We start from the raw sequence: 26644 nt of genomic DNA on the forward strand, positions 1-26644 counted from the left end.
GGGGATGACCACGGAAACCGCTCCTGCCGACGCAGGCGTACGCGCGGACGGCGCCCGGCCCCGCGAGGCCGGGCAGGACGACGCGCCCGCGGCGGCGCCCGGCCTCGGGCCGCGCTTCCTCGCCCGGATCGCCGGCCTGCCCGCCGACGCCGTACGGGCCCTGCGCTCGCCCGCCGTCCGCGACTGGGCCGACGGCGTGCTCGCCGCCGAGGCCCGGCTCGCGAAGAACGCCGGGCCGCTGGGCGACCGGCTGCACGACCTCGTCGCCGGCCGCGACGACGAGCGGGTGCGGCGCGACCTGCTGCGGCTGCGCCGCGAGGTGTTCAACGGGCGCCGCCCCGCCGACCCCGCCGCGGCGCTCGCGCTCGTCGCGGAACTCGCGCCGCAGGTCGCCGAGCCGCTGCGCGGCTGGCTGGAGCTGCGGGCCGGGCTGGACGCCGACCTGGCGGCCGGCGAGGAGCTGCTGGCCGGCGAACTCCTGCGCGCCCGCGGCGCGTTGCGCGCCACCCTGGGCGAGGACCGGCTGCGCGGCGGCGTGCTGCTGGCCTCGCCCGTACTCGACGCGCAGCTCGACGCCTTCGCCGCCTCCGACCCGGCGCGCGCGGACAAGCGGACACGGAAGGTGGAGCGTTCGCTGCTCGCCTACCTCTACCGCACGGCGTGCAAGACGAGCCCGTTCGCGGCCTTCACGTCCGTCGCCCTGGGCCGGCTCACCGGCACCGCCACCGACGGCACCGCCACCGATGACGCCGGCACCCCCGCCGCCCTGCGCCTCTCCGGCCCGTACACCCCCCGCAGCCACCCCCGCCTCAACGTCCTCGCCGTCGGCCGCCTCGCCGCCGCCGTCCTCGCCGACCCCCGCCGCCGCGCCGACCTCCCCGTCGCGCCCGCGCCCGGCTGGGGCCGCGACGAGGACCGCGTGCGCTACGTGCGCCGCTGGGTGACCGCCGGCGACGACGACACTGCCGTCACCTTCGACACCGTCAAGGACCAGCTCTTCTTCCTGCGCCGCAGCGGCGTGCTGGAGCGCATGCTCGGGCTGCTGGAGAAGCGGGAGACCGTCCGCTACGGGGAGTTGGCCGACTGGCTCGGCGCCGACTTGGACGCCGACCGCGAGGCGGTCGAGAAGTACCTGGCCGCGCTCCTCGACGTCGGCATGATCCGCGTGCCCTGCCTCGACCTGCGCGCCCACGACACCGACCCGCTGGGCGCCTTCCAGCGGGCGCTTCGCGCCCTCGCGCGGCCCTGGGCCGACGACGTCGCCGCCGCGCTGGAGGGCCCCGCGGACCTGCTGGCCCGCTACCCCGCCGCCCCGCCCGCCGAGCGGCGCGAGCTGCTGGGCGAGCTGCGGCGGCGGCTGGCCGACGTGCAGCGGGAGCTGGGCGTGGCGCAGCCCCGCGTGCCGCGCACCGTGCTGTACGAGGACACGACGGCGCCGGAGGTGACGGCCCGCCGCACCGCGCCGGGCGCCGACGGCGGGCCGGACGCCGCCCCCGGGCTCGCGGACGCGCTCGCCGGGCCGCTGGCGGCGGTGGAGCGGGTGCTGCCCGCGTTCGACCTGACGCTGCCGCAGCGGCTGACGCTGCGCGGGTTCTTCCTCGCCCGCTACGGCACCGGCGGGCGCTGCACGGACCTGCTGAAGCTGATCCACGACTTCCACGAGGACTTCTTCGACCAGTACCTGTCGTTCACCTCGCGCCGCACGCCGTTCGACGCGAAGGGTGAGTACGTACCCGAGGAGAACTGGCTCGGGCTGCCGCAGCTCCGGGCGCTGGACGCCGCCCGCCGCGCGTTCCACACCGGGGTACGGGACCGCTGGGCGGCCCACGCGGGCGCGGACGCCGGCGCCGAACTCGTCCTCGGCGACGACCTGTTCGACGCCGTCGCCGCCGAGCTGGCCGCGCTGCCCGCGGAGCCGGCGCTGCACAGCCACCACGTCCAGCTCGCCGGGCCCGAGCCGCTGGTGGTGCTCAACCGCAGCTACGGCGGGCTGCACTTCCCGTTCAGCCGCTTCACCCACTGCTTCGACGGCGCCCCCGGCACGCCCGGCGACCTCTCCGCGGAGCTGCGCACCCGGGCCCGCGAACTCCAGCCGCCCGGCGCCGTCTTCGCCGAGGTCACCGGCGGCCCCGTGACCAGCAACCTCAACCTGCACGGCCGCCTCACCGACTACGAGATCGTCTGCCCCGGCGAGACCAGCTCCGTGCCGCCGGAGCAGCGCATCGCCCTGGACGACCTGAGCCTGGAGCACGACCCCGCGACGGACCGGCTGGTGCTGCGCTCGGCGCGGCTGGGCCGCGAGGTGGTGCCGGTCTACCTCGGCTACCTCGTACCGCTGGCGCTCCCCGAGATCCCGCGCACCCTGCTCCTGCTCTCCCCGACCTCCATGTCCCCGGTCGACGTCTGGGCCGGCGTCCCCGAGGGCGAGCCGGACGACGGCGTCACCCACCGCCCCCGCGTACGCCACGGCCGCCTCGTCCTCGCCCGCCGCTCCTGGCGCGCCCCCGCGACCGCGCTCCCGCCGCGCGCCGCCGGCACCGGGGACGGCGGGTGGCTGCTGGCCTGGCACCGCTGGCGCCGCCGGCACGGGCTGCCCCCGCGGGCGTACGCGATGGTCCGTGACGACGCGGCGCGCGGCGCGACCGGCGCCAAGCCGCAGTACGTCGACTTCGAGAGCCCGCTGTCGCTGCTGGCCTTCGAGGGCCTGCTGCGCAGCGACGCCGCGCGTGTGACGTTCCGCGAGGCGCTGCCCGACGAGGACGGCCCGTACCTGACGACAGAGCACGGCGGCCACGTCGTGGAGCTGGCCGTGGAGACGGCCCCCGCGCCGGCCGCTTCGGAAGGGGAGACCCCGTGACCGACAAGACCGCGCCCGCCGCCGCGCCCGGGACACCCCCCGGCGACTGGCAGGCCCTGCACGTCTACTACGCCGCCAACCCCGTCCCGCTGCTGCTCCAGTGCGTCCGCCCGCTCGTCCGCGAGCTGCACGACGACGGCCTCCTCGACGGCTGGTTCTTCATCAACTACTGGCTCGAAGGCCCCCATGTCCGCCTCCGCCTGCGCCCCTCCTCCCCGGGGCGCGAGGCGGAGGTACGGGCCCGCGCCGAGCGCGCCGTGGACGCCTTCCTCACCGAGCGCCCCGCGCTCTACCAGGTCGACTCCGGCTTCCTCAACGAGTTCTACAACCAGCTCTTCGACATCGAGTTCCGCCCCGAGGACCGCGCCGGCTACACCGACGCCGAGGGCCGCATGAACCTGCGGCCCAACAACTCCCGCGCCTGGCTGCCGTACGAGCCCGAGTACGGCAAGTACGGCGGCCCGGCCGGGGTGGCGCTCGCCGAGTGGCACTTCGCCCGCTCCAGCGAGCTGGTGTGCGACGCGCTGCGCGGCAAGAACCTGCACCTGCGCACCGTGCTGCTCGGCACGTCCGCGCAGCTCATGCTGATCATGTCCACCGCGTTCCTGCCCGCGGACGACCGGCTCGCGGACTTCCTCGACCGCTACTACACCTTCTGGCACCGCGCGTTCCCCGACACCGGCTTCATCGGCAGCGCCGAGTACGAGCGCAAGGCGGACGAGGTCGCCCCCGGGCTGCTCACCTGGCACGGCCGGATCCGCGCCGCCGCCGCGGGCGAGGGCACGCTGCCCGCGCTGCTGGGCCGCTGGGCGGAGCACTGCCGCGAGCTGCGGGCCCGGGTGGTGGCGCTGGCCGAGCGGGGCGAGCTGGTCTTCCGGTCCTGGGACGGCACGAAGGACGAGCCGGTCGACGACCCGGACGAGGCGCTGGAGCGACTGCTGTCCCCGTACATGCACATGACCAACAACCGGCTGCACGTGACCATCCAGGACGAGGCGTACCTCTCCCACGTCCTGGCCCGCGCGCTGCACGCGCGGGCGGCGGAGCGGCGGCCGGTCACCGGGAGCGCGCGGTGAGCAGCACCCGGGAGTCGCTCGCCGCCCACCAGCCCCGGCTGCGCCCGGAGGTGCTGGTCAGCGACGCGCTGCTGCACGGGCCCCGTACCGTGCACCTGGTCAAGGACACCGCCACCGGGCAGTCCTTCGAGGTCGGGCCGCGCGAACGGTTCCTGATGGTACGGATGGACGGCTCCCGTACGGTCGCGGAGCTGGGCGGCGCGTACGCGGCGGCCTTCGGCAAGCGGCTCGGCGACGCCCACTGGAGCCGGCTCTTCCAGCTCCTCGGCGGGCGCGGCCTGCTCGACGGCGCCCCGCGCCCCGAGCGCGCGGCCGAGCCCGAACAGCCGTCCGCCCGCGGCCTGCTGGCCGGCAGCGTACGGCTCGTCGCCGACGCCCACACCACCGCGGGACGGCTGCACCGCGCCACCGGCTTCCTCCTCGGCCGCGTCTGGGGCACCGTGCTGCTGGCGGCGCTCGGCGCGATGCTGCTGGTGCTCGCCCTGCACCCGGGCGAGCTGGTCGACGGCGCCGCCGCCGTGTTCACCGAACCCGTGCTGCTCGTGGCCGTCGCCACCGCGCTGTGGCTGTCCACCGCGCTGCACGAGCTGGCGCACGGCGTCGCCGCGCGCCACTACGGCGGCCGGGTCGGGGAGATCGGGCTGCGCTGGCGGCTGCCCGTGGTGATCATGTACTGCACGGTCGACGACTACCTGTACCTCGCCGGCCGCCGGGCCCGCATCGTCGTCGCGGGCGCCGGGGCCGTGGCCAACCTGCTGTTCCTGCTGCCGTTCTTCTGCTGGTGGGTGCTCGCCCCCGACGGCGCGACCCGCGACGGCCTGGCGGGGCTGCTCTTCCTCGGCGTGCTCCAGGCCGCGGCGATGCTCGTGCCGCTCCCGCCGCTCGACGGCTACACCATCGCCGGCCAGCTCCTGGGCGGGCTGCGGCTCGCCGAGTCCAGCCGTACGTACCTCTCCCTGGCGCTGCGCCGCTCCCCGGACGCCGCCGCCTACCCGCGCCGCGCCCGCGCCGTCTACACCGGCTACGCCGCCGGCACGGCGGCGACGGTCGCGGCGCTGGCGGCGGTGCTGGTGCTGCTGGTGCGCGCCGTGGTGCTGGCGGCGTAGGCCGATGACCCCGAAACCCCCCGCAGCCCGCGCAGAACCTCCGAAGGAGAACCCTGTGACGACCGACACCGACGACCCCGCCGGGCAGCCCCCGGCCGTCCGCCTGGAGGCGGTGCGCAAGAGCTACGGCGACGTGCGGGCGGTGGACGAGGTGTCGTTCACGGTCCGCCGCGGCGAGTTCTTCGGCCTCCTCGGCCCCAACGGCGCCGGCAAGACCACGCTGATCGAGATCATGGAGGGCCTGCGGGAGGCCGACGGCGGCACGGTCGAGGTGCTGGGCCGGCGGCCCTGGCCCCGGGACACCGCGCTGCTGCCGCGGCTGGGCGTGCAGACGCAGGCGTCGGCGTTCTTCGTCCGGCTCACCGCGTACGAGCACCTGAAGACGATGGCCGCGCTCTACGGGACCGAACGCGCCGCCGCCGACCGCACGCTGGCCCTCGTCGGCCTCACCGAGCAGGCGGACGTGCGGGTGGAGAACCTGTCCGGCGGGCAGCGCCAGCGCCTCGCGATCGCCTCCGCGCTCGTGCACGCGCCCGAGCTGATCTTCCTCGACGAGCCGACCGCCGCGCTCGACCCGCAGGCCCGGCGCGCGCTGTGGGAGCTGCTCCGCGACCTCAAGCGGGCGGGCCGCACCATCGTCTACACCACCCACCACCTGGACGAGGCCGAGGCGTTGTGCGACCGCGTCGCGATCGTCAACCGCGGCCGGGTCACCGCCCTGGACACCCCCGGCAAGCTGGTCGCCCGCGGCGGTACGTCGGTGTGGCTGCTGGTGCCCGCGGAGCGGCTGAGCGAGGAGGACGCCCGGGTGCTGCCCGGCGTCACCGAGGTCACCCGCGAGTCCGACGCCCTGGTGCTGCGCACCGAGGACGCCGGGCCGGTGCTGGCCGCCGTGGAGAAGGCCGCCGGGCTCCACGGGGTACGTACCCGCACCGCCAGCCTGGAGGACGTCTACCTCCAGCTCACCGGCCAGGACTGACAGATGACCGCCGCCGCCCTCCCCTGCCGTTCTCGCAGCCCTCGGAGCCCTCGCAGCCATCGGAGAGACATGCCATGAGTGCCTATTCCGCGCTGGCGGAGGCCGGCTACCGGGCGTACACCCGGGACAAGACCACGCTCTTCTTCACCTTCGCCTTCCCGCTGCTCTTCCTCGTCGTCTTCGGGCTGATCTTCCACGGCCAGGAGGTGGAGGAGAGCGGCCGGCCCTACATCGCGTACATCGCCCCCGGGGTGCTGTCCTGGGGCGTGGGCAACGCGGCCGTCTTCGGCGTCGGCTTCGTGCTGATGCAGTGGCGCCGGGACGACATCCTGCGGGTGATCCGGATGACGCCGACGCCGCTGGCCTCCGTGCTGGGCTCGCGGTACGTGCTGGCCGTGGGCATCGGGCTGGTGCAGGCGGTGCTGTTCGTGGCGGTGGCGCTGCTGCCGGTGATGGGACTCGAACTCGCGGCGGGCTGGCCGCTGGCGATACCGGTGCTGGTGCTGGGGATCACGGCGTTCCTGGCGCTGGGCGCGATCGTCGGCTCCTTCGCCCGGACGCCCGAGGCGGTGGCCGCCGTCGCCAACTTCATGATGGTGCCGATGGCGTTCCTGTCCGGCTCGTTCTACCCGCTGGACGCCATGCCGTCGTGGATGCAGGCGATGAGCTGGGTACTGCCGCTGCGGCACCTCAACGACGGGGTGTCGGCGGCTCTCACCGACGCGGGCGGGGGCTCGGACATCGCGGTGGCGTGCGGTGGTCTGGCCGCGTTCGCGGTGGTGTTCGGGGCCGTGGCCTTCCGCGTCTTCCGCTGGAGCGACCGCACATGACGGCGACGACGGAGGAAGAGCAGACCCGGGCGGTACGGGACGGGGCGCCGGCGCCGCTGGAGGCGGCCCGCGCCTGGCTGGCGGAGGCGCTGCGGAGCCGCTGGACGACCGGCGGCGGCCACGACGACGACGGCGGCGGCCACGACGACGACGACGGCGGCTCAGGCGGCTTCGGCGGCGCGGGCGGCTCAGGCGGCGTGCGCGCCGCCGCGGGCGCGGGCGGCTTCTGTGCCACCCGTGATCCAAACCCCCCACTCCCCGTCGTCGTGCCCCTTGGCGCCGCCGACACCCTGCACCCCGGCCGCGACCCGTGGCCGGACGAGCGCCCCGGCGCCACCGTGCACCTCAGCTCGCGCGCGGTGCTCGTCGGACCCTGGGGCGCCGGAGGGAATCCGGCCGCAGGCGGACCGCCCGCACCGCGGCCCGCCTGCGGCCGGTGCCTGGCGATGCGCTGGCAGCGGCTGCGTACGCGCTCCGAACGGGAGGCGCTGGAGGGCGGGTTCGCGCCCGCCGGGGGCGCGGCGTGGCCGGTGCTGACGGACCACGTCGCCGACGCCGTGTGGGCCGTGTGCCGCGCGGTCGCCGGCCGCCGCTCGCCCGACGGCCTCGCCCGCGTCACGCGCGTCGACCTCGGCACGCTGGCGCTGGCCACGTTCCCGCTGCTCCCCGAGCCGCTGTGCCCCGCCTGCGTGACGCCCGCCGACGACGCGCCCGAGCACGGCCGGATGTATCTCGCGCCCACCCCGAAGCCGGCGACCGACGTGTACCGCGTCATGCCGCTCGCCGCGCTCGACCTGCCCGAGGCGGCGCTCGCCAACCCCGTCTGCGGCGCCCTCGGCTCCACCACCCACCTCAACCCCGCCTCCACCACCACCGCGCCGATCTCCGGCAGCGCCTTCGTCCGCGGCTACGCCGGCCTCAACGACGTCACGTTCTCCGGCCAGGCGGACGCGTACGCCACCAGCCGCACCCTCGCCTACCTGGAGGGCCTGGAGCGCTACGCCGGCACCCACGCCCGCCGCGGTCTGCGCCCGGTGACCGCCTCCCTGGACGAACTGGCCGCCGAGTGGGGCGAGAACACCGTCGTCGACCCGCGGCGCACCGGGCTGTACGCCCCGGAGACGTACCGCGACGACCCGATGGTCGCCCCCTTCGACCCGGCCCGCCCGATCCCCTGGATCTGGGGCCACTGCCTGCGCGACGACCACCCCGTGCTCGTACCGGCGCGGCTGGTGCACTACAGCGCCGGGCTGCCGTCCGACAACTTCGTCTTCGAGTGCTCCAACGGCTGCGCCACCGGCGGTTCGCTGGCCGAGGCCGCGCTGTACGGGCTGCTGGAGCTGATCGAGCGCGACGCCTTCCTCCTCACCTGGTACGGGCGCGGCCCCCTCACCCGCGTCGACCCCCGCTCGACCGGGGACCCGCGGGTGCGCGGCATGCTGGACCGCGCAGCGCTCCTCGGCTACGAGGTACGGGCCTTCGACACCCGCAGCGACCTGGGCATCCCGGTGATCACCGCGGTGGCCGTGCGCGAGGACGGCGGCCCCGGGCTGCTGTCCTTCGGCGCCGCGGCGGCGCTGGACCCGGCGGGCGCGCTGACCGGCGCGCTGAGCGAGGTGCTCACGTACATCCCGCACCTGCCGTACCAGGTGGCCGAGCGCCGCACCGAACTGGAGGCGATGGCCGAGGACTTCGGGCGCGTACGCCAACTGAAGGACCACGCGCAGCTCTACGGGCTGCCGCGGATGGCCGCGCACGCTCAGGACTTCCTGGCGGACGACCCGGCGCTGCCGCTGGCCGACGCCTTCGCCGACTGGACCCTGGTGCGGCCGGCGACGCTGGACCTGCGGGACGACCTGCGGCTGCTCGTCGACGCGCTCGCGGTGCACGGGTACGACGCCGTGGCCGTCGACCAGACGACGCCCGAGCAGCGGGTGCTGGGGCTGCGGACCGTCGCGACGCTGGCGCCGGGGCTGCTGCCGCTGGACTTCGGCTGGCACCGGCAGCGGGCGCTGCGGATGCCGCGGCTGCTCGCGGCGGGCGGCCGCGGGGACGGACGTGGGACAGGGCGCGGGGACGGGGGCGGGCTGCGCACGGTGCCGCACCCGTTCCCGTAGCGGATGCCGGGCGGCCCGCGCACCCCAGTCCGCGCGGCGCACACCGCAGCCCTCACGGGAGGACCGACTCCGTCCCGTGAGGGCTGCCTTGGGCGCGGCGTTACCGACGGAACGTCAGGCGCTGCACGAGGTGGTGCTGGTGGTGCTGGAACAGGTCGACGTGGAGGAGCAGGAGGTCGAACCGGCGAGGACGACCTCGGCCTGGTCCGAGTAGTCCGAGATCTCGAAGGTCTCCGACTCCAGCTCCAGGATCTCGTCAGCGAGGGTGGAGAGCGCCTTGTCAGCCATGGGAACTCCTTCTTCCGTATCCGGAGGGCGGGCCCGCCGTCCGAACGGCCGGTGGGTCCGATGCTTGTCCCGGCCATTGAAACGACGCCCGCTGCCACCCCCGCCCGCGTTTCGCTGTCACTTCGCTGTCACCGGGCGACAGGGGGCTGAGTCCGTACTGATCACCGCATCGGGCAGGCTGGAGCCGCCCGGGAGAGGAGCGTGGCGCGCATGCCCGTACCCGCGGACGTCCTGCGTTCCGCCGTCGAATGCTGTCTCGACGTCCATCTCAACCCCGAGCCGTCCGGCGCCGAGGAGCGCACCGCCGGCGTGCTGGCCGGCCTGCTCGACGCCGACGGCTACGCCGTCACCCGGGGCGTCGGCGGCCACGGCGTCGTCGGCGTGCTGCGCCGCGGGGCGGGCCCGACCGTGCTGCTGCGCGCCGAACTCGACGCGCTGCCCGTGCCGGAGGACACCGGACTGCGCTACGCCAGCACCGTCCCCGGCGTCTCCCACGCCTGCGGCCACGACGTCCACCTCGCCGCGCTCGCCGGCACCGCCCGGCTCCTCGCGCGCGACACCGGCGGCTGGCGCGGCACCGTGGCCGTCGTCGGACAGCCGGCCGAGGAGACGCTCGACGGCGCGCTGGCGATGCTGCGCGCCGGGCTCTACGACCTCACCGGACCGCCCGACGCGGTCCTCGCCCAGCACACCGCGCCGCTGCCCGCCGGCACCGTCGCGCACTCCGACGGCGCCCCGCTGCTGGCCGGCACGGTCGCCGTCGACGCGGTGCTGCACGGCACCGGCGGCCACGCCGGGGCGCCGCACCTGACGGTGGACCCGGTGGTCTCCGCGGCGGCGGCGGTGCTGCGGCTCCAGGCGCTCGTCGCCCGCGAACGGGCCCCCGCGGAGCAGGCCGTGCTGACCGTGGGCCGGCTCGCGGCGGGCACCGAGGCGAACGTCATCCCGGACCGTGCGGAACTGGGCATCAGCCTGCGGGCGTTCGACGAGGGCACCCTCGACCGGCTGCTCGCGGGCGTACGCCGGGTGCTGGCCGGCGAGGCGGAGGCGGCGGGGGCGCCGCGGGCGCCGGAGGTGGCGGTACGGGCCCGGTCGCGGACCCTGCTGCCCGACGCCGCGCTGACGGCGGAGCTGCGGGCGGCCCACGTCGCCGCGCTGTCCCCGGGCCGGGTGCTGCGCTGGCAGCCGGCCACCGCGGCGGAGGACTTCGCCTGGTACGGCCCCGCCGGCGCGGAGGTGCACGGGGCCCCCGGCGTCCGCCTCGGCTACTGGATGCTGGGCACCGTCTCGGCGGCGGCCCGCCGCGAAGCGGCGCGCACGGGGCGGCCGGTGCCGGGCAACCACTCGCCGCGGTTCGCGCCGGACCTGCGGGCGGCGGTGGTGACGGGCATCGAGGCGCTGACGGCGGCGGCGAGGCGGGCGCTGGGGGCGCGAGAACCGGACGACGACGGGGCCGGCGGGGCGGGCAGGCCCGGGGGAGCCGGCGGCGAACGGGCCGGTGCGGACGGGCCCGATGCGGACCGGGCCGGTGCTCGGAGGCCCGATGCGGACAGGCCCGATGCGGACCGGGCCGGAGCCGAGCGGGTCGGTGCCGACGGGGTCGCCGGCGGCGGGGCGGGCCGATGAGCGCGGGCGGGTCGGTCGAGGTGGCGTTCGTACGTCAGGACTTCGACGCCCCGCCGGCCGAGACGACCGCCGTGCGCCTGCTGTGGCTGCTGCGGGCCCATCTGCCGCACGGGCTGCGGGTGGAGTCGGAGCGGATCAGGCTGCGGCTGGCGGTGCCGGAGGTCGGGGCGACGACCGTGGCGGGGGATGCGCTGGCCCACGGGGCGTGCGCGGGCTGGTCGGTGGACGGCGGCCCGCCGGCGTGAGGCGCGTCAGACCCACCCGCGCTCCCGGGCGAGCAGCGCGGCCTGCGCCCGGGTGGAGGCGCCGAGGAGGCGCAGCACGTCGGCGATGTGCCGGCGGTACGTACGTACGGAGACACCCAGGTCCCGGGCGCCGGTCTCGTCCTTGCCCACCTCGCACATCATCCGCAGCACCCGCAGCTCCGCCTCGGACAGCTCCGGCTCCGGCTCCTCGGGCTCGCGCAGCTCGACCGAGACGTCCTCGGCCTGCTCCCAGACCTTCTCGAAGAGCCCGGACAGCGTGCTGACCAGCCCCCGGCCCCGTACCAGCAGCGCGCCCTCGTCGAGGTTCTTCGGGTCCTTCGGCATCAGGGCCACCCGCCCGTCGTAGACGGCGAGCTGGTCCGATATCTCGTCCACCACGCGCACCTCGCCGCCGCGGGCGAGCAACTCCCGTACGTGCCCGGCGACCCGCGGATGCCGCAGCGTGTCCGCGGGCAGCACGAGCCGCCGCCGCACCCCGCGCTTCAGCGCCCGCCACTCCACCGTGCGCCGCTTCAGCACGGCTTCGCTCATCAGGTGGAAGCCCGGCTCGACCGAGGCGATCTCCTCCCGTGCGAAGAAGACCAGCTCCTCCATCCGGTTGCTCAGGTCCTTGCGGTCGTCTATCTCCTCCACCCCGTGCTCCCCGACGTAGGCGCCGCCCGCCGGGGCGCCGTCCGCCGAGGCCGCCGTACCCTCCGCGCGCAGCGTCGTCAGTACGTGCCGGCTCTGGGTGAGCCGCTGGATCTCCTGGTACATCTCGCGGAGCCGCAACTCGGTCAGCCGCGCCACCACTTGCTCCGGATCGACGGGAAGAAACCACCCCGGCCGATCCCCGGGTCTGAGCAGCCGCAGCCGGACCAGTCGGGTCATGGCCTGTTCCATTTCGTGCCGGGCGATGCCGAGCGTTACGTGGACGCCTTCGGAAGAGGAATCGGGGTGCCGGAGGAAATGCCGGTAAAGCTGCTCTTCCGCAGGGGAGACCCCGAAAACGCCCATCTCATTGGTGTGCACGGCGAGCCTCCTGCTTTGAGCGGATGTGCCACGAGGGGCCTCGGTCGCTGGCCCCATGGTTCCGCGCCGTCGCCACGGCAGGGTGAACTTCGGCGTAACGACAATTTGTCACGCCGGAGTGCGCTCCGGGATGCATACCCCAGGCAAACCGTGGAAAGCCAGGGGGTTCCGCCCGCTCCCGAACCGCCTTCGGTAGCGGGAAAGTTGGCAGTTGGTTGCGCGGTGGTTTCACGGGCGGACGCCCGATGCGCATGCAGAGACCCCGGCCCGCCGCCGCCCTTAACCGGTCGCCCTCCGCCCCGCCCCTTTGCGACGATCACCCGCATGACCTCCGACGCCCACTCCGACGCCTCCTCCGCCGCCGCCTTCGACCGCCTTCTCGACGAAGCCGCCGCCACCCCCACCGACGGCTGGGACTTCTCCTGGTTCGACGGCCGCGCCACCGAGGCGCGGCCCTCCTGGGGCTACCAGCGGGCCATGGGTGCGCGGATGGCCGACGCCGTCGCGTCGCTGGACATCCAGACCGGCGGCGGCGAAGTCCTCGCCGGGGTGCCGGTGCGGCCGGCGCTGTCCGTCGCCACCGAGGCGTGGCCGCCGAACGTCGCCAAGGCGACGGCCCTGCTGCACCCCCTCGGCACCGTCGTGGTCGCCGCTCCGGAGGACCCGCCGCTGCCGTTCGCGGACGGGGCGTTCGACCTGGTGGTCAGCCGGCACCCGGTGACGCCGCACTTCGCGGAGATCGCCCGCGTCCTGACGCCCGGCGGGACGTACTTCGCGCAGCACGTCGGCCCGGCGAGCGTCTTCGAGCTGGTCGAGTACTTCCTCGGGCCGCAGCCCGAGGAGACCCGCGACAACCGCCACCCCGAGCGGGAGCGGGCCGCGGCGGAGGCGGCCGGGCTGGAGGTCGTGGAGCTGCGGACGGAGCGGCTGCGGATGGAGTTCCACGACGTGGGCGCGGTCGCGTACTTCCTGCGGAAGGTGATCTGGATGGTGCCGGGCTTCACGGTGGCGGCGTACCGGCCGCGGCTGCGCGAGCTGCACGAACTGATCGCGGCGAAGGGCCCGTTCGTCGCGCACAGCTCGCGCACGCTCGTCGAGGCGCGCAAGCCGGCCTGAGCACGGGGGAGTTCCGGTGGGGGTACGGGGCACCGCGTGCCCCGTACCCCGTACCCCTTGACCCGAATTCCGGCGGGGATCAGATCCCGAACGCCGCCGGCCAGCGGATCATGCCGCCGGGCAGCGGGTGGTCCTCGTCCAGCGCGAGGGCCATCACCGCGTCGTCCGGCGCCTCGACGCTGAGGCTGATGCCGTACGCGGACGCCCGGGTGAAGCCGAACCGCGGGTAGTACTCCGGGTGCCCGACCAGGACGACGTACCGCTCGCCCTGCTCTGCGGCGACCGCGAGCGCGGCCCGTACCGCCGCGGAACCCACCCCGTCGCGCTGCCGCTCCGGCCGTACGGAGACGGGGCCCAGGCAGAGGGCCGGGGTGTCGCCGATGTGGCCGCGGGTCAGCAGGATGTGCCCGAGGACCCGACCGCCGCCGGCCGTGCCGTCTTCGGCGTCCGCGGCGTCGGCGTCCGCGACGACGAGGGACAGGCCCTCGATCCACGCGGTCGCGTCGGCGCGCAGCTCGTCGACGATGTCGGCTTCCCGGTCCCTGCCGAAGGCGGCGAGGGTGATGTCGCGGATGACGGGGATGTCGGCGCGCGTCTCGGCGCGCGTGATCCAGGTGTTGCCCATGATGGATATGGATCCGTTTCGATGGTCGTGTTCGTGGATGCCCCGCGGGTCACGCTCCCGGCGTGGGCGGAGACGGGGAGAGGTCAGGCCACGGCCCGGGGCGTGAGGGAGACCCGGACGCTGCGCACGGTGGCCTTGAGCGCGGTCATCAACCTCACCTCCCTCTCTCATCTCTCCCGTTCGAACACGGCGAGCGCCACCTTACACGGGGAAGTCGTCCCTGGCGACGGGGGTCAGGACGGGCGCGACGACCGCCGCGATGACCTTCCGTACCTCCGCGGGCGCCGGCGGGGCCGACTCGCGGTCGGCGAAGAGGAGATGGGCGGCGCCGACGAGGGTGGGGGCCAGGGTGGGGATGTCGGCGTCCGGGCCGAGCCGGCCGCGGTCGCGTTCCGCGGTGAGGTACGCGGCGAGCATGTCGGCGGCGTCGGTGAGCAGCGGCACCCCGGTCGGGCGGGTGCGGCGCAGGCGGGCGCGCAGGCCGTCGCGGGAGACGACGAGGCCGACGACGGCGACGGCGACGGACTCGAAGAGGTCGGTCAGCGCGTCGGCGAGGTTGCCGACGACGGTGCCGCGGCCCGTGTCGGCGGCGGCGCGCAGGGCGGTGGCCTGGCCGTCGAGGCGGGCTACGCGGTCGAGGACGAGCGCGGCGAGGAAGTCGTCGAAGTCGGCGAAGTGCCGGTGCAGGACGCCCTTGGCGCAGCCGGCCTCGTCGGTGACGGCGCGGCTGGTCAGCGCGTTGGGCCCGGCGCGCAGGAGGACGCGCTCGGCGGCGGCGAAGAGCTGCCGGCGGGGGTCGCGGAGGGCGACGCCTGTGGGCATGGGGCGTTCCTTCGGTGGGCGGGGGTGGTGGAGTGGGCGGGTGCCCACTAAGGTGGGCGCATGCCCACTCTACCGTCGGACGACGACCGGACCCGCGACGGCGAAGGCGCGCGGGGCCAGCGGCCCGTACCGCAGCCCGCGACGCCGCAGCAGGAGCAGGAGCCGAACGCCGCGCCGGACCCCGGCCCCGGCCCCGACCCCGGGCCGGAGCCGCACCGGGCCCGCACCATGGCGGAGTCCTTCGGCGCCGACCCCGCCCGCTACGACCGCACCCGCCCCCGCTACCCGGACGAGCTGATCGTCCGCATCGCGGGGGACGGGGGCCGTACGGTCCTCGACGTCGGCACCGGCACCGGCATCGTCGCCCGCCAACTCCGCGCCGCCGGCTGCCGCGTGCTCGGCCTGGACGTCGATGCCCGCATGGCCGCGTACGCGCGCGAGGGCGGCCTCGACGTCGAAGTGGCCCCGTTCGAGGAGTGGGACGCGGCCGGCCGCCGCTTCCACATCGTGGTCGCGGGCCAGACGTGGCACTGGATCGACCCGGTCGCGGGCCCCGCCAAGGCGGCCGAGGTGCTACGCCCCGGCGGCCGGCTCGCCGTGTTCTGGAACGTCTCGCAACCCGCCCCCGACGTCGCCGAAGCCCTCGCCGCCGCCTACCGCGACGCCCTGCCCGGCGCACCCCTCAACCCCTGGAGCCGCACGGCCCTCGACGGCTACTCGGCGATCGTCGACAAGACGGCGGACGGCATCCGCGGCGCGGGGGCCTTCGGCGAGCCGGAGGAGTGGCGGTACGGCTGGGAGTGCACGTACACGCGGGACGAGTGGCTGGACCAACTCCCCACCGGCGGCGGCATGGCGGTCCTCACCCCCGCCCAGCGGACGGCCCTGATCGACGCCACCGCGGCGGCGGTCGACGGGCTGGGCGGGCAGCTCAGGATGGGGTACACGGCGCTGGCGGTCACCGCGGCGCTGAGGCGGCGCGGCTAGGCTGGGCCGAGTGATCGAAACCGAACGGCTGTTGCTGCGCCCCCTGCGGGTCACGGACGCGGACGCGTTCGTCGCGCTCCACGCCGACGAGCGGGTGAACCGGTTCGTCGGCACGTACTCGCACGAACAGGCGCGGGAGCGGCTGGCCGCCATCGAGCGGCAGTGGGCGGAACGCGGCCACGGGCTGTGCGCAGTCGAGTTGAAGTCCACGGGCGAGTTCGTCGGCCGGGTCGGGCTGAACTACTGGTCCGACCTGGACGAGGTGGAACTCGGCTGGACCCTGAAGGCCGAAGCCTGGGGCCACGGCTACGCGACCGAAGCCGCCCGCGCCTGTCTGGACTGGGGCTTCGCGACCCTGGCCGAGGAGTACTTCATCGCCCTCATCCGCCACGGGAACACCGCCTCGGTGCGGGTGGCGGAACGGCTGGGCTTCGCGCCGCTGCGCGAGGACACGTTCGCGGGGAACCCGGTCACGGTGTACGCCCGCAACCGGCCGCAACCGGCCTGAGGCGGGCGACCCCGCTCCCGCGTACAGAGCGGAAGCGGGGTGCGGCCATGCGTCCGGTGCGGTCAGGCGGAGAGTTCGCCCGTCTTGACGGCGGCGACGAAGGCGGTCCAGGCGGCGGCCTCGAAGACGAGGGCCGGGCCGTCGGGGTCCTTGCTGTCGCGTACGGGCACGAGGGCGGGGTGGTCGTCGGAGACCTCGATGCACATGCCGCCGTCGCCGTTGCTGTAGCTGGACTTGCGCCAGTTCGCCGTACTCAGGTCGATGCGTCGCAAGGTACGTCCTCCAACGTTTCGGAGGCGATGCTGCGGAAGCGGGGCGCACCTACGCCTTCCAGCGGTGCGCGACGGTTCATGCGGGTTTCCACCCGCTGGTCCACCTCCGTGTCCTGAAGTAGTAACCGCAGTTCCTCCGCGAATCGCTCCCGTGCTTGCTGACTGCGTCCGGAGACGGCTCGTCGTGGTGGCATGCATGCCCCTTGTCGCTTCTGTAGTCGATACGACACGGAGAGTAGTGAGCGTCCGGGGGTGTCCAACAGGGTCTCCAAGTGATCAAACCGGAATCCGCCCCGGCTGCCGCCTGCCCCGTACGGGCGTATCGTCCCTGTATGGGCCACCCCCCGCGTCCTGCCGACGGTCCGCGGTCCTCCGAGGACCCTGACGACCCCGGCAACCCCGACGACGTGGGCGGTCTCGGATGGCTGGAGGCCGCCTTCGGGCGGCTCATGCGGTCCACCGGCGCGTCGCTCGGGTTGGTGTACGTGCTGCCGCAGGGTGAGCGGGTGCTGCGGCTTGCGCTGGTCTCCGGGGCGTCGCGGACGCTCGTCGCGCCCTGGACGCGGATCCCCCTCGACGCCCCCATCCCCGTCGCGCACGCCGTGCGCGAGCGGCGGCTCGTGTGGCTCGTCGGGCAGGAGGAGATGGCCCGCCGCTTTCCGCGCGTCGGGTACGTCCTGCCGTACGACTTCACCCTCGCCGCCCGCCCCATCGTCACCAACGCCCCGGGCACCACGAACTCCCTCCGCGCCATGCCCGCCTCCGACGCCCCGGGCACCAACGGGCACCCCGACGCCCCGCGCCCCGACGCCCCCCACCCCGACACCGCCGACCCCGACATCGCCCCCGCCGTCTGGGGCGGCCTTGTCATGCTCTGGCCCATCTGGCACCCCGACCGCCTGAGCACGCCCGAGCGCGCCGCCCTCGCCACCTTCAGCCGCCGCTGCGGGCTGTGGCTCCAGCGCGCCGCCGAGCGCGGCACACCCGTGCGGCCCGCGGACGAGCCGCGGATCATGCCGCCCGTACGGCCGCGGTCGCCGCAGCGCGCCGAGGCGCTGGCGGTGGTGGAGTTCGTGGAGCGGCTGCCGATCGGGTGCTGCGGGCTGGACCTGGAAGGGCGGATCACGTTCTGCAACGCGGCCGGCTCCGAACTGCTCGGCGTCGAGACCGCGGACCTGCTCGGCGCCCGCCCCTGGGAGACGGCCCTGTGGCTGCGCGACCCGGTCTGCGAGGAGCGCTACCGGGCGGCGGTGATCTCCCGGCGGCCCACGTCCTTCACCGTCGTGCGACCACCGGACCGCCGCCTGTACTTCGAGCTGTACCCCGACGCCGGCGGCATCAGCGTCCACATCACCCCCGTCCCCACCGGCCCGACCACCTCCGCCGCCCCCGGGCGGCCGGGGGCCGCCGACCCCGAGCCCGTCGGCGCGTCCGCGCTCTACCACCTGATGGACGTGGCGGCGGCGCTGACCGAGGCGCTCGGCATGCGGGAGGTGGTGGACCTGGTCACCGACCTCGTCGTGCCCGCGTTCGGGCCGCAGGCGATGCTGCTGATGGCCGCGGAGGAGGGCAGGCTGCGGACCATCGGCCACCGCGGCCACAGCCCCGGGTTCCTCACCGGAGCCGACACCCTCGACCTGGGTGCCGACGACCCCGCGGCGCACGCCCTGGCCACCGGCCTGCCCCGCTTCTTCGGCACTGTGGACGAACTGCACCACGCCTACCCCGCCGTTCCCTGCCAGGGGGACATGGACGCCTGCGCCTTTCTGCCGCTGATCGCCTCCGGCCGGATGGTCGGCACCCTCGCCCTGTCGTACCGCCGCCCGCGCGCCTTCCCGCCCACCGAGCGCGCCGTGCTGACCTCGCTGTCCGGGCTCATCGCGCAGGCGCTGGACCGGGCGCGGCTGTACGACACGAAGCTGGAGATGGTCCGCAGCCTCCAGGCCGGGCTGCTGCCGCGCAGCCTGCCGCCCATCGACGGACTGGAGGTCGCCGCCCGCTACCTGCCCGCGGGCCGCGGCATGGACGTCGGCGGCGACTTCTACGACCTCATCCGCTACGACGAGACGACGGCCGCCGCGGCGATCGGCGACGTACAGGGCCACAACGTGAGCGCCGCCGCGCTCATGGGCCAGGTCCGTACCGCCGTCCACGCCCACGCCGCGGTCGGTACCCCGCCCGGCGACGTGCTCACCCGCACCAACCGGCTCCTCGCCGACCTCGACCCCGGCCTCTTCACGAGCTGCCTCTACGCCCACCTCGACCTGCGCCGGCACTGCGCCCGCCTCGCCACCGCCGGCCACCCGCCGCCGCTGCTGCGCCACCCCGACGGCCGCGCCGAAGCGCTTCCGCTGCCCCCCGGCCTGCTCCTGGGCATCGACCCGGACGGCGACTACCCCACCACCGAGGTGCCCTTCCGGCCCGGCGCCGTCCTGGTGCTGTACACCGACGGGCTCGTCGAGACGCCGGGCGAGGACATCGGCGCCGCGACCGTGCGGCTCGCGGAGAAGCTCGCGCAGGCGGGGGAGGTGTCGATGAACGACCTGGCGGACACGCTGGTGGGGCGGGCGGAGAAGATGAGCACGCGGCACGACGACATCGCGCTGCTGCTGATACGGGCCCTGCGCTAGCGACGGGTGAGACGAGCCCCGCGCCGGCGACGAGTGGTACGGGCCCGGCGCCGGCGACGCGTTCGGGGCCCGGAGGCCGATGAGCCCCCGGACCCCGTACGGCTGCGGGCCGGCGCCGATGACCGGAGGAGTATCACCCCCGCCGCGCCCGCAGCTCCGTCCTCACCCCGCGGCGTCTCCCGCCGCGGCGCTGCGCTCCTTGACCTCGTCCATGAACCTGCCCCGCTCGTTGCTCCGCGGGAACGGCTCGTCCGGGACCGGGACGCCCAGGAACCCGCACAGCGGCTCCCAGCCCTCGCTCACCCGGAACACCAGCAGCCGGTCCGGGTCGATCCCCTCCCGCACCGCCGCGTCGTGCTCGGCGACGACCTTCAGCGCGTGCTCCTTCTCGGTGAACCGGCCGTCGAAGACGCCGTCCCAGACGACCTCCAGCGACATGTCGCGCAGCCGCAGGAACCCCTCGTCGGCGTCCGGCGGGGGCGGGGCCACCGCGGCGGCGTGGATGCTGCTCGCCGCGCTCGCGTACCAGCTCTCCGGGTCCCGTACCGTCAGCACCACCTTCGCCTCGGGGAACGCCCCGGCGATCTCCCGCCAGAAGCGGGCGCCCGGCCAGTCCACCGTCGAGCGGTACTTCGCGTACACCTGCGTCCAGTCCACGGGCTCGCCGCGGGACGCCGCCTGCCACACCGGGATCTGCCCGGGGTCCTCGAAAAGGCCCAGCATGTGGTGGCACGGGCCGAAGCCGAGCCGTTCCAGCGCCGTCTTGAGCGACAGCGTTCCGGTGCGGCCGACTCCCGCGCCGATGACCTCCAGCATTGCCTTCTCCTTCCGCTCCGCTTCTTCTGCCTTGCCCCTCTTCTTTCCGTTCCTCCCCTTCCTCTGATTCATCTGCTTCCTCGTCCTTCTTCTCCGTGTCCCTCTCCCTCCCGCTACGTACCGCGCAACAGCAGCGCCCAGACCGTCGCGCCCGGGCCGCACGCCAGCACCACCCCGTGCTCCCCGGCCGCCAGCGGACGCTCCGCCCACAGCCGCCGCAGCACGCCCAGCACCGCCGGGGCCGCGGTGTTGCCGTACTCCCGCATCACTTCCCGCGCCGCGGCCATGGACTGCTCCGGCAGCCCCAGCGCCTCGTCCACCCGGTCGAGAATGCGCCGCCCGCCCGGGTGAACGGCCCACCAGGCGACATCCGCCCAGCGCACCCGGTGCCGGGCGAGCAGCGCCCGCGCGGGGATCGCGATGGACGAGGCGACGACGTCCGGCATGGACGGCTTGAGCCGGATGCGCAGCCCGCTGTCGCCCATGTGGACCTGGAGGTCGTCCACGTGCGCCGGCGCCGTGAGCTGTTCGGCGTCGACCACCTCGACGCCCGGGACGCCCGGGACGCCCGGTACGTCCGCCTCGCCCGGCAGCAGCACCACCGCCGCGGCGCCGTCGCCGAAGAGCGTGAGCACGACGGCCTGTTCCATGTCGTACGGCGGCGGCTGCACGTGCGGCGAGAAGAGGTCGACGGCGAGCAGCACCGCCGGGCGCCGCTTGACCGCGACCCAGTTCGCGCAGGCGGAGACCGCCGGCACGGCGGCGTAGCAGCCCATCGGGCCGAGCGACAGCATCTCGACGTCGGGGCGCAGCCCCAGCCCGGGGGCGAGGGCGTCGAGGCCGGGGGCGGAGTGGGTGGTGGTGGTGACGGTGGCGAAGAGCCCCACGTCCGCGGGGCGCAGGCCGGCCTCGGCGAGCGCCGCGGTGACGGCGTCGCGGCCGAGGCGGCGGGCCTCGGCGAGGCTGCGGTCCATCCGCCGGCGCGTGGTCCAGCGGCGGGGGTCTTCCAGCAGGGCGTTGACGGCCATGCCCTTGGTGGTGATCGCCGAGTTCCGGATGACCTGGGCGACGGTGTCGCCTCCGGGGTCGGCGGCGACGAGGTTGGCGAACTCTTCCATCTTGACGAGCGGTGGGGACCGGAACGTGACGGCCACGATCCGCGCATCGGACATGGTGTTCTCCTGACTCTGCGGTGTCGGCAGACCTGCGGCGTCAGCGCCGGGCGGGCTCTTCGGTGCCGCCGGCCTCGTCGGCCCCCTCGGCCCGGACGGCTTCGACCGGGGAGGAGCCGATGACCCGGCCGCGGGCGTCGAGCGCCTGGACCCTGACGTAGTCGATGTCCCGGGCCTCGGGCGGCAGTTGCACCTCGGTGTCGAGCCCGTTCCACCCGGCGCGCGCGACGGGCCGCAGACCCGACCGCGTCTCGCCGCCGAGCACGCGCCAGTCCTCGACCTCGGTGGCGCCGTTCCAGACGGCCTCCACCGCGGTGACGGCGTCGTTCACCTCCACGTCGGGCGCGGTGTCCGGCGTGCTCTTCCAGGGGGAGCGGTAGCCGCGGTAACTGCTGATGCCCTGCGGCAGCGTGGCGTCGAAGACGAGCCGGCCGGAGGGGGCGAACTCCGAGATGCGGCCGGAGGGCGAGCCCCAGCTCACGAAGGTGTTGCCGTTGGGCAGGGCCTGGCTGTTGCCCTCCAGGCCGGTGGTGAGGCGGTCCGGGTGGACCTGCTGGCGCACCAGCTCGGCGGTCTTCCGCTTCTCGTCGATACGCAGCCACGCGACCCGGGACTCGTAACCGGGGCTGCCCATGTTCTGGTTGTCGAAGACGCGGTACGTGTTCTCGCCGGCCGGCTCGATGCTGTGCTGCCCGATGGTGCGGGCCCCGGCGCCGAGCCGGAAGTCGCTGCGCTTGCCGCCGAGCCGCCAGATCACCTCGCCGGTCTCGCGGTCGACCTTGTAGATGGTGCTGGTCTCGCGGCCGGAGAAGAGGAGGTCGCCGTCGTGGTCGACGCTGACGGCGTTGAGGTGCATGTAGGGGAACGGGGTGGTGGCGCCGGGCTCGGACCGGCGGTCGGAGTCGGTGATCGGGATGTGGTCGAGGCTGTGCCAGTCCATGACCTTCTCGCCGGTGGCGATGTCGATCTCCTGCACGACGTAGTCGAGGACCTGGCCGTCCTTGGGGCCGCCGACGGGGGTGAGGTCGTACGGCTCGTCGCGGTAGCTGAGGATCAGGGCCGTGCCGTCGTCGGTGAGGCGGAACTCGTGGAAGTCGGTGCGCTCGCCGGCGTCGGGCGTTCTGACGGTGGCGATGACGTTGTAGTTCTCGTCGGCGATGTAGCCCGTGCCGGAGCCGGTGCCCGTGGGGGAGCTTTCGCCCTCCCACCAGGTGAGCACCTTCTCGCCGCGGTACTCCTGGACCTGGAAGTCGGCGGCGACGAAACCCCGGGGGATCCGGTGGTACCAGACCGGGCGGCCGTGGTCGTCGACGATCTGCGGGCCGCGGGGCGTCTCGTGGCGGCCCTGGGGGGTGAGGAAGAGCAGGCCGGGGGCCATGCCGCGGCTGCGCTTGAGCACGTCGAGCCCGGGCGGTGCCTCGCCGTCGACGGCGGCGGCCCGGTCGGCCGTGGTGCCTGGAATGGCGGCGGTCTGGCCGGCGGTGGCCGGGGGTGCCGCCGTGAGCGTGGCCGCCGTGACTCCGCAGAGCACGAGGGCGGCGTACGTACGCGGTTGCGGTAGCGGTAAACGGGTCATCCGGAGGTCTCCCGTCGGTGGAGGGTCCTGAGCGCTGGGCGGCCGTCGTACGGCAACGTCGTGGGCCGTGGGGCTGCTTGATCAGCGATCTTGCTCAAACGTTGTAACAAGCGCGCGGTTACAGCGTGGTGACGCCGGAAGGGCTTGCTGACCAGGGCCGTTGAGCAGTTGGACGCCGTTGCCGCGAGGGCGTACGGACGATCTTGGGCGCGTCCTTCGTTCTATCCGACGGGCGGTGACAGGGCCGTCACGATCGACGCGGCTGGCCTTCGGAATCGCCCTGATCCGGGCGGCCGACTCTTGTCACAGGTGTGCTGCAAACGGTCTTCTGGGTGTGCTGGTGTGGTGAGGAAACTCCCTATAGTGTCGGCGACTTGAGCACCCGAGAGCATGTTGCTCAACCCGGGAGCACGTCGCTCAACCCGGCGCACATACCCGACCTGGGACAGGCCACCTGCCCGGAGGAGCCCGTCGATGACCGCGCACCAGGATGCAGCCCCACCCCGGGCCTCGCGTTCCCGACTGCCCGCCCCCCTGTCGGCCCTCTTCGTCACCGCGCCCGCGACCGCCGTCGCGGTGCTGGCGGCGGCGGTCGCGGGACCCGACGACCACACCAAGCAGATCGTCTACGCCGGTGGCGCCGCCGCCCTCCTGCTCTGCATAGCCGTCGCCGCCGCGGCCGGCTACCGGGCCAAGGCCGCCCGCGCCGACGAGCGCGCCGCCGCCGCGGCCGGCGCCGCCGCCGTCTTCGCCGACCGCGTCGTACCCGAGGTGCTGCGGAAGATCGCCGCCGGGGCGCCCGTGGACGAAGCGCTCAGCGCCGCCCCCCGGCTCGACAACCAGGCGTACCGGCGGGCCATGCAGCAGGTCGCCGAGGAGGCGCGGCGCAGCGAGAACCGCCGGGCCGCCGCCATGGCCTCCTGCGCCAACGCCGCGGGCCGGATGCAGGCGATCACCACGAGCATGCTCGCCGACCTGCGCGAGATGGAGCACCGGCACGGCGACGCCGACGTCCTCGGCGACCTCCTCCACCTCGACCACCGCACCGCGCAGGCCGGCCGCGTCGCCGACAGCATCGCGGTGCTGAGCGGCGCCCGTTCCGGCCGCCGCTGGGCGAAGCCGATCGCGATGGAGTCCATCCTGCGCGGCGCCATGGGCCGCATCGCCGGCTACCAGCGGGTGCGGCTGCGGGCCGTCTCCGAGGTGGCCGTCGCCGGACACGCCGCCGAGGGCGTCATGCACGCCCTCGCCGAACTCCTCGACAACGCCTGCAACTTCTCGCCGCCCACCACCGAGGTGCACGTCTACGTCTCGGAGGTGCCGGCCGGCGCCGTCGTCACCATCGAGGACAGCGGGCTGATGATGAGCGAGGCCGCGCAGCGGCGCGCGGAGCGCGCCGTCTCGGGCACCGCCACCGACCTGTCCACGCTCACCGGCACCCGGCTCGGCCTGCCCGTCGTCGGGCACCTGGCGCAGAAGCACGGGCTGACGGTCTCGTTCCGGCCCTCCGCCATCGGCGGTACGGGCGTGGTGCTGATGATCCCGCAGGAGCTGATCTCCCGGGCCCGGCCCGGCCAGCCGGTGCGTACGCCGGCCCTGCCCATGCCCGAGGAGGACACCGGCAGCACGCCGCTCCCGCTGCCGCGGCAGCGGGACGTGGCGGACGGCGAGACCGCGGACGCGAAAGCCGGGGGCGCAGGGGCCGGGGACGGCGGGCACGACCCGTTCGGGCTCGCCGCACTGCCGCGCCGGCGCCGCGGGCGCACCCTGGCGGGCGCCCACCCGGGCGGGGTGCCGGAGGGCGCCGGCGACGGCGCTACCGGCGCGGCTTCCGGTACGGACCCGGGCGAAGGCGAGGGCGCGGCCGGCGACACCGGGGCGCACCGCCGGCGCGAACCCGCCGGCTCCGCCGCCCGGTTCGGCGCCTTCCGGCGCGCGGTGACCGGGCAGGAGCGCGGTGCGGACGGCGCGGGTGCGGCTGGTGCGGCGGGCGCCACGGTGGCCGCCGTCAACGGCCGCAAGCGCGACGCCGGCCGGGCAGGCGACGTACGCGACGCAGACGGCGTACGCGAGGAGCCCGGCGTATCCGTAGCGCCCGGTGCATCCGTACCAGAAGAGGAACCCGAGGAACGCGAGGAATCCGCACCGCCCGACGACGGCCCCGACTCCTCCGCCGCACCCCCCGCACGCAACGCCGCTTCACCTTCGGAGGACGACCGATGACCCAATCTCCCGCCGAGGCCACCGGGCTGACCTGGCTGCTGGAGGGGTTGCTGGAGCGCACGCCCGGCACCAGGCACGCCCTGGTCCTCTCCCGCGACGGGCTGAAGCTCTGCCACACGCCCGAGCTGTCCGAGGACCGCGCCGACCAGCTCGCCGCCATCTCGGCCGGCATCCAGAGCCTGTCGCACGGCGCCTCCGTCGAGTTCGGCGACGGCAGCGGCGGCGTACGGCAGTCGATGACCGAGTTCTACGGCGGCATCCTCTTCATCGCCGAGGCCGGCTCCGGCAGCCACGTCGCGGTCGTCGCCGCGGAGGCCGCCGACCCCGGGCTCGTCGGGCACAACATGCTGGAGCTGGTCGAGCAGCTCGGCGAGCACCTGAGCGCGCCGCCCCGCGGGCCCGTGCCCGCGGCCGAGGGGGTCGCGGCGGAATGACCCGCGCCGGCCGGGACGACGATCCGGACCGGCTGTACACCCTGACAGGGGGGCGCAGCCGGCCCGCCAGCGACGAGTTCGACCTCGTCACCCTGGTGGTCGCCGAGTACGAGCCGACGCCGGGCATGCAGTCGGAGCACGCGGCCATCCTGCGTATCTGCCGCACCCCGACCGCCGTGGTGGAGCTGTCCGCCGACCTCGGACTGCCCGTCGGCATCACCAAGATCCTGCTGTCCGACCTGCTGGCCGCCGGCCGGATCACCGCGCGCCACCCGCGGTACGCGCCGCCGCGCACACCGGGCGGCGTCCGGTTCGCCGATCCCGAAACCCTGGAGAAGGTGCTCGTTGGACTCCGCCACCTCTGACACCCGCGCGACGTCCGCCACGGGCGGGACGGCCGGGTCGGCCGGACCGTCCGCGCCGGGCGGCGCGACCGAGCGCGTCCCGCTGGCCCGTACGACGGACAACGGGCTGAAGATCGTCGTCGTCGGCGGCTTCGGCGTCGGCAAGACCACCATGGTCCGCTCCGTCAGCGACATCAGGCCGCTGAACACCGAGGAGACGATGACCCTGGCCGGCCGCGGCATCGACGACCGCAGCGCCGTGCCCGGCAAGACCGCCACGACCGTCGCCTTCGACTTCGGGCGCATCAGCCTGGACGAGCGCACCGTGCTGTACCTCTTCGGGGCGCCGGGCCAGGAGCGCTTCTGGTTCCTGTGGGACCGGCTGTTCTCCGGGACGCTCGGCGCCATCGTCCTGGTCGACCACCGCAGGCTCGCCGACTCCTGGTACGCCATCGACCGGCTGGAGCACCACGGCACGCCGTTCATCGTCGCCCGCAACGACTTCGGCGGCCCGCCGTACACCGGCGCCGAGGTGCGCGACGCGCTCGACCTCGACCCGCACGTCCCCCTGGTCGACTGCGACGCGCGTTCCCGCGAGTCCAGCAAGGGCGTGCTGATCGCCCTGGTCGAGCACCTCCAGCGCCTCGCCGCAGCCACCGTCCCCACCGCACCGGAGACCGCGACATGAGCCCGACTCCCGAGGACCAGGCCGTACATGAGGGGAGCGGCGCGGCGGCGATACCGCACGCGCCGAAGACGCCGGACGCGCCCGACGCACCGGACGTGCCGGCCCCGCCGGACGTGCCCGCTCCGCCGGACGTACCTGCTCCGCCGGACGTGCCCGCTCCGCCAGACCTGCCGGGCCCGCCGGACCTGCCGGGCGCGCCCGCACTGCCGGGCGCGCCCGAGCCCGCCGATCCGGCGGATCCCACCGACGGGGACGCGCCCGCCGGGCGGGTCGAT

At 75.0% G+C, this 26644-nt stretch carries 24 protein-coding genes; 16 read left to right on the top strand and 8 right to left on the bottom strand.

Features of this window, described 5'->3' with window-relative positions:
* The first annotated feature begins 4 nt into the window (after positions 1 to 4).
* From QBL21_RS02555 to QBL21_RS02580, 6 genes are all read left to right on the top strand, one after another.
* The gene (locus QBL21_RS02555) at positions 5 to 2857 is read left to right on the top strand and encodes a lantibiotic dehydratase (protein ID WP_407560317.1); all 2853 of its coding nucleotides are present in this window, start codon (positions 5 to 7) and stop codon (positions 2855 to 2857) included.
* On the top strand, positions 2854 to 3933 hold the full coding sequence (locus QBL21_RS02560; RefSeq protein ID WP_407560318.1) for a lantibiotic dehydratase C-terminal domain-containing protein: 1080 nt from the start codon (positions 2854 to 2856) through the stop codon (positions 3931 to 3933). The genes QBL21_RS02555 and QBL21_RS02560 overlap by 4 nt, the downstream gene beginning before the upstream one ends.
* Positions 3930 to 5039, top strand: coding sequence for a metalloprotease (locus tag QBL21_RS02565; protein WP_407560319.1), 1110 nt, complete (start codon positions 3930 to 3932; stop codon positions 5037 to 5039). The genes QBL21_RS02560 and QBL21_RS02565 overlap by 4 nt, the downstream gene beginning before the upstream one ends.
* 55 nt (positions 5040 to 5094) lie before the next feature.
* Entirely contained in the window at positions 5095 to 6018 is a 924-nt protein-coding gene (locus QBL21_RS02570) for an ABC transporter ATP-binding protein (RefSeq protein WP_407560321.1), read from the top strand.
* A 74-nt stretch (positions 6019 to 6092) separates the two neighbouring features.
* Entirely contained in the window at positions 6093 to 6848 is a 756-nt protein-coding gene (locus QBL21_RS02575) for an ABC transporter permease (protein WP_407560322.1), read from the top strand.
* On the top strand, positions 6845 to 8965 hold the full coding sequence (locus QBL21_RS02580) for a TOMM precursor leader peptide-binding protein (RefSeq protein ID WP_407560324.1): 2121 nt from the start codon (positions 6845 to 6847) through the stop codon (positions 8963 to 8965). Before QBL21_RS02575 ends, QBL21_RS02580 begins: the two co-directional genes overlap by 4 nt.
* Before the next feature lie 114 nt (positions 8966 to 9079).
* Here QBL21_RS02580 and QBL21_RS02585 read toward each other — a convergent pair whose 3' ends face one another.
* A complete protein-coding gene (locus QBL21_RS02585) occupies positions 9080 to 9253 on the bottom strand; it encodes a thiazolylpeptide-type bacteriocin (protein WP_018840305.1) in 174 nt (57 codons plus the stop codon).
* A 210-nt stretch (positions 9254 to 9463) separates the two neighbouring features.
* On the opposite strand from QBL21_RS02585, the gene QBL21_RS02590 reads away from it, so the two are divergent.
* Positions 9464 to 10879 (top strand): amidohydrolase, encoded by a 1416-nt coding sequence (locus tag QBL21_RS02590; protein ID WP_407560325.1) that lies wholly within the window; start codon positions 9464 to 9466, stop codon positions 10877 to 10879.
* The gene (locus QBL21_RS02595) at positions 10876 to 11124 is read left to right on the top strand and encodes a hypothetical protein (RefSeq protein ID WP_407560326.1); all 249 of its coding nucleotides are present in this window, start codon (positions 10876 to 10878) and stop codon (positions 11122 to 11124) included. Before QBL21_RS02590 ends, QBL21_RS02595 begins: the two co-directional genes overlap by 4 nt.
* 6 nt (positions 11125 to 11130) lie before the next feature.
* On the opposite strand, the gene QBL21_RS02600 is transcribed toward QBL21_RS02595, so the two are convergent.
* The gene (locus QBL21_RS02600) at positions 11131 to 12015 is read right to left on the bottom strand and encodes a hypothetical protein (RefSeq protein ID WP_407560327.1); all 885 of its coding nucleotides are present in this window, start codon (positions 12013 to 12015) and stop codon (positions 11131 to 11133) included.
* A gap of 465 nt (positions 12016 to 12480) precedes the next feature.
* Here QBL21_RS02600 and QBL21_RS02605 point away from each other — a divergent pair, with 465 nt between their 5' ends.
* Positions 12481 to 13272 carry a class I SAM-dependent methyltransferase gene (locus QBL21_RS02605; RefSeq protein WP_407560328.1) on the top strand — a complete coding sequence of 264 codons (792 nt, stop codon included), beginning with the start codon at positions 12481 to 12483 and terminating at the stop codon, positions 13270 to 13272.
* 79 nt (positions 13273 to 13351) lie between these two features.
* On the opposite strand, the gene QBL21_RS02610 is transcribed toward QBL21_RS02605, so the two are convergent.
* The gene (locus QBL21_RS02610; RefSeq protein ID WP_407560329.1) at positions 13352 to 13897 is read right to left on the bottom strand and encodes a GNAT family N-acetyltransferase; all 546 of its coding nucleotides are present in this window, start codon (positions 13895 to 13897) and stop codon (positions 13352 to 13354) included.
* Positions 13898 to 14098: 201 nt separating this feature from the next.
* Positions 14099 to 14719, bottom strand: coding sequence for a TetR/AcrR family transcriptional regulator (locus QBL21_RS02615; RefSeq protein ID WP_407560330.1), 621 nt, complete (start codon positions 14717 to 14719; stop codon positions 14099 to 14101).
* Between the two features lie 228 nt (positions 14720 to 14947).
* Here QBL21_RS02615 and QBL21_RS02620 point away from each other — a divergent pair, with 228 nt between their 5' ends.
* Together QBL21_RS02620 and QBL21_RS02625 are read left to right on the top strand one after the other, a co-directional pair.
* A complete protein-coding gene (locus tag QBL21_RS02620) occupies positions 14948 to 15706 on the top strand; it encodes a class I SAM-dependent methyltransferase (protein ID WP_407566280.1) in 759 nt (252 codons plus the stop codon).
* A gap of 10 nt (positions 15707 to 15716) precedes the next feature.
* Positions 15717 to 16214: a GNAT family N-acetyltransferase gene (locus QBL21_RS02625; RefSeq protein WP_407560331.1), complete on the top strand. Its 498-nt coding sequence runs from the start codon at positions 15717 to 15719 to the stop codon at positions 16212 to 16214.
* Between the two features lie 62 nt (positions 16215 to 16276).
* On the opposite strand, the gene QBL21_RS02630 is transcribed toward QBL21_RS02625, so the two are convergent.
* Complete coding sequence (locus tag QBL21_RS02630; protein ID WP_407560332.1) at positions 16277 to 16486, bottom strand: DUF397 domain-containing protein; 210 nt, start codon at positions 16484 to 16486, stop codon at positions 16277 to 16279.
* Positions 16487 to 16818: 332 nt separating this feature from the next.
* Here QBL21_RS02630 and QBL21_RS02635 point away from each other — a divergent pair, with 332 nt between their 5' ends.
* Positions 16819 to 19116 carry a SpoIIE family protein phosphatase gene (locus tag QBL21_RS02635; protein WP_407560333.1) on the top strand — a complete coding sequence of 766 codons (2298 nt, stop codon included), beginning with the start codon at positions 16819 to 16821 and terminating at the stop codon, positions 19114 to 19116.
* A gap of 162 nt (positions 19117 to 19278) precedes the next feature.
* Here the strand turns inward: QBL21_RS02635 and QBL21_RS02640 are convergent, their stop codons facing one another.
* The 3 genes from QBL21_RS02640 to QBL21_RS02650 all read right to left on the bottom strand — a co-directional run bounded on the left by QBL21_RS02640 (position 19279) and on the right by QBL21_RS02650 (position 22635).
* Complete coding sequence (locus QBL21_RS02640) at positions 19279 to 19932, bottom strand: sulfotransferase family protein (RefSeq protein ID WP_407560335.1); 654 nt, start codon at positions 19930 to 19932, stop codon at positions 19279 to 19281.
* A gap of 113 nt (positions 19933 to 20045) precedes the next feature.
* Positions 20046 to 21104 (bottom strand): type III polyketide synthase, encoded by a 1059-nt coding sequence (locus QBL21_RS02645; protein WP_407560336.1) that lies wholly within the window; start codon positions 21102 to 21104, stop codon positions 20046 to 20048.
* A gap of 40 nt (positions 21105 to 21144) precedes the next feature.
* Positions 21145 to 22635, bottom strand: coding sequence for an arylsulfotransferase family protein (locus QBL21_RS02650; protein ID WP_407560337.1), 1491 nt, complete (start codon positions 22633 to 22635; stop codon positions 21145 to 21147).
* Positions 22636 to 23154: 519 nt separating this feature from the next.
* Here QBL21_RS02650 and QBL21_RS02655 point away from each other — a divergent pair.
* From QBL21_RS02655 to QBL21_RS02670, 4 genes are read left to right on the top strand one after another with little or no spacing between them, the layout of a single operon-like run.
* On the top strand, positions 23155 to 24903 hold the full coding sequence (locus QBL21_RS02655; RefSeq protein WP_407560338.1) for an ATP-binding protein: 1749 nt from the start codon (positions 23155 to 23157) through the stop codon (positions 24901 to 24903).
* Positions 24900 to 25337, top strand: coding sequence for a roadblock/LC7 domain-containing protein (locus tag QBL21_RS02660; RefSeq protein ID WP_407560339.1), 438 nt, complete (start codon positions 24900 to 24902; stop codon positions 25335 to 25337). Before QBL21_RS02655 ends, QBL21_RS02660 begins: the two co-directional genes overlap by 4 nt.
* Positions 25334 to 25702, top strand: a complete 369-nt coding sequence (locus QBL21_RS02665) for a DUF742 domain-containing protein (protein ID WP_407560340.1) — start codon at positions 25334 to 25336, stop codon at positions 25700 to 25702. Before QBL21_RS02660 ends, QBL21_RS02665 begins: the two co-directional genes overlap by 4 nt.
* The gene (locus QBL21_RS02670; protein WP_407560341.1) at positions 25683 to 26369 is read left to right on the top strand and encodes a GTP-binding protein; all 687 of its coding nucleotides are present in this window, start codon (positions 25683 to 25685) and stop codon (positions 26367 to 26369) included. Before QBL21_RS02665 ends, QBL21_RS02670 begins: the two co-directional genes overlap by 20 nt.
* Positions 26370 to 26644 lie beyond the last annotated feature (275 nt).

The sequence above is a fragment of the Streptomyces sp. 184 genome (assembly GCF_045781775.1).
Lineage (GTDB): Bacteria > Actinomycetota > Actinomycetes > Streptomycetales > Streptomycetaceae > Streptomyces.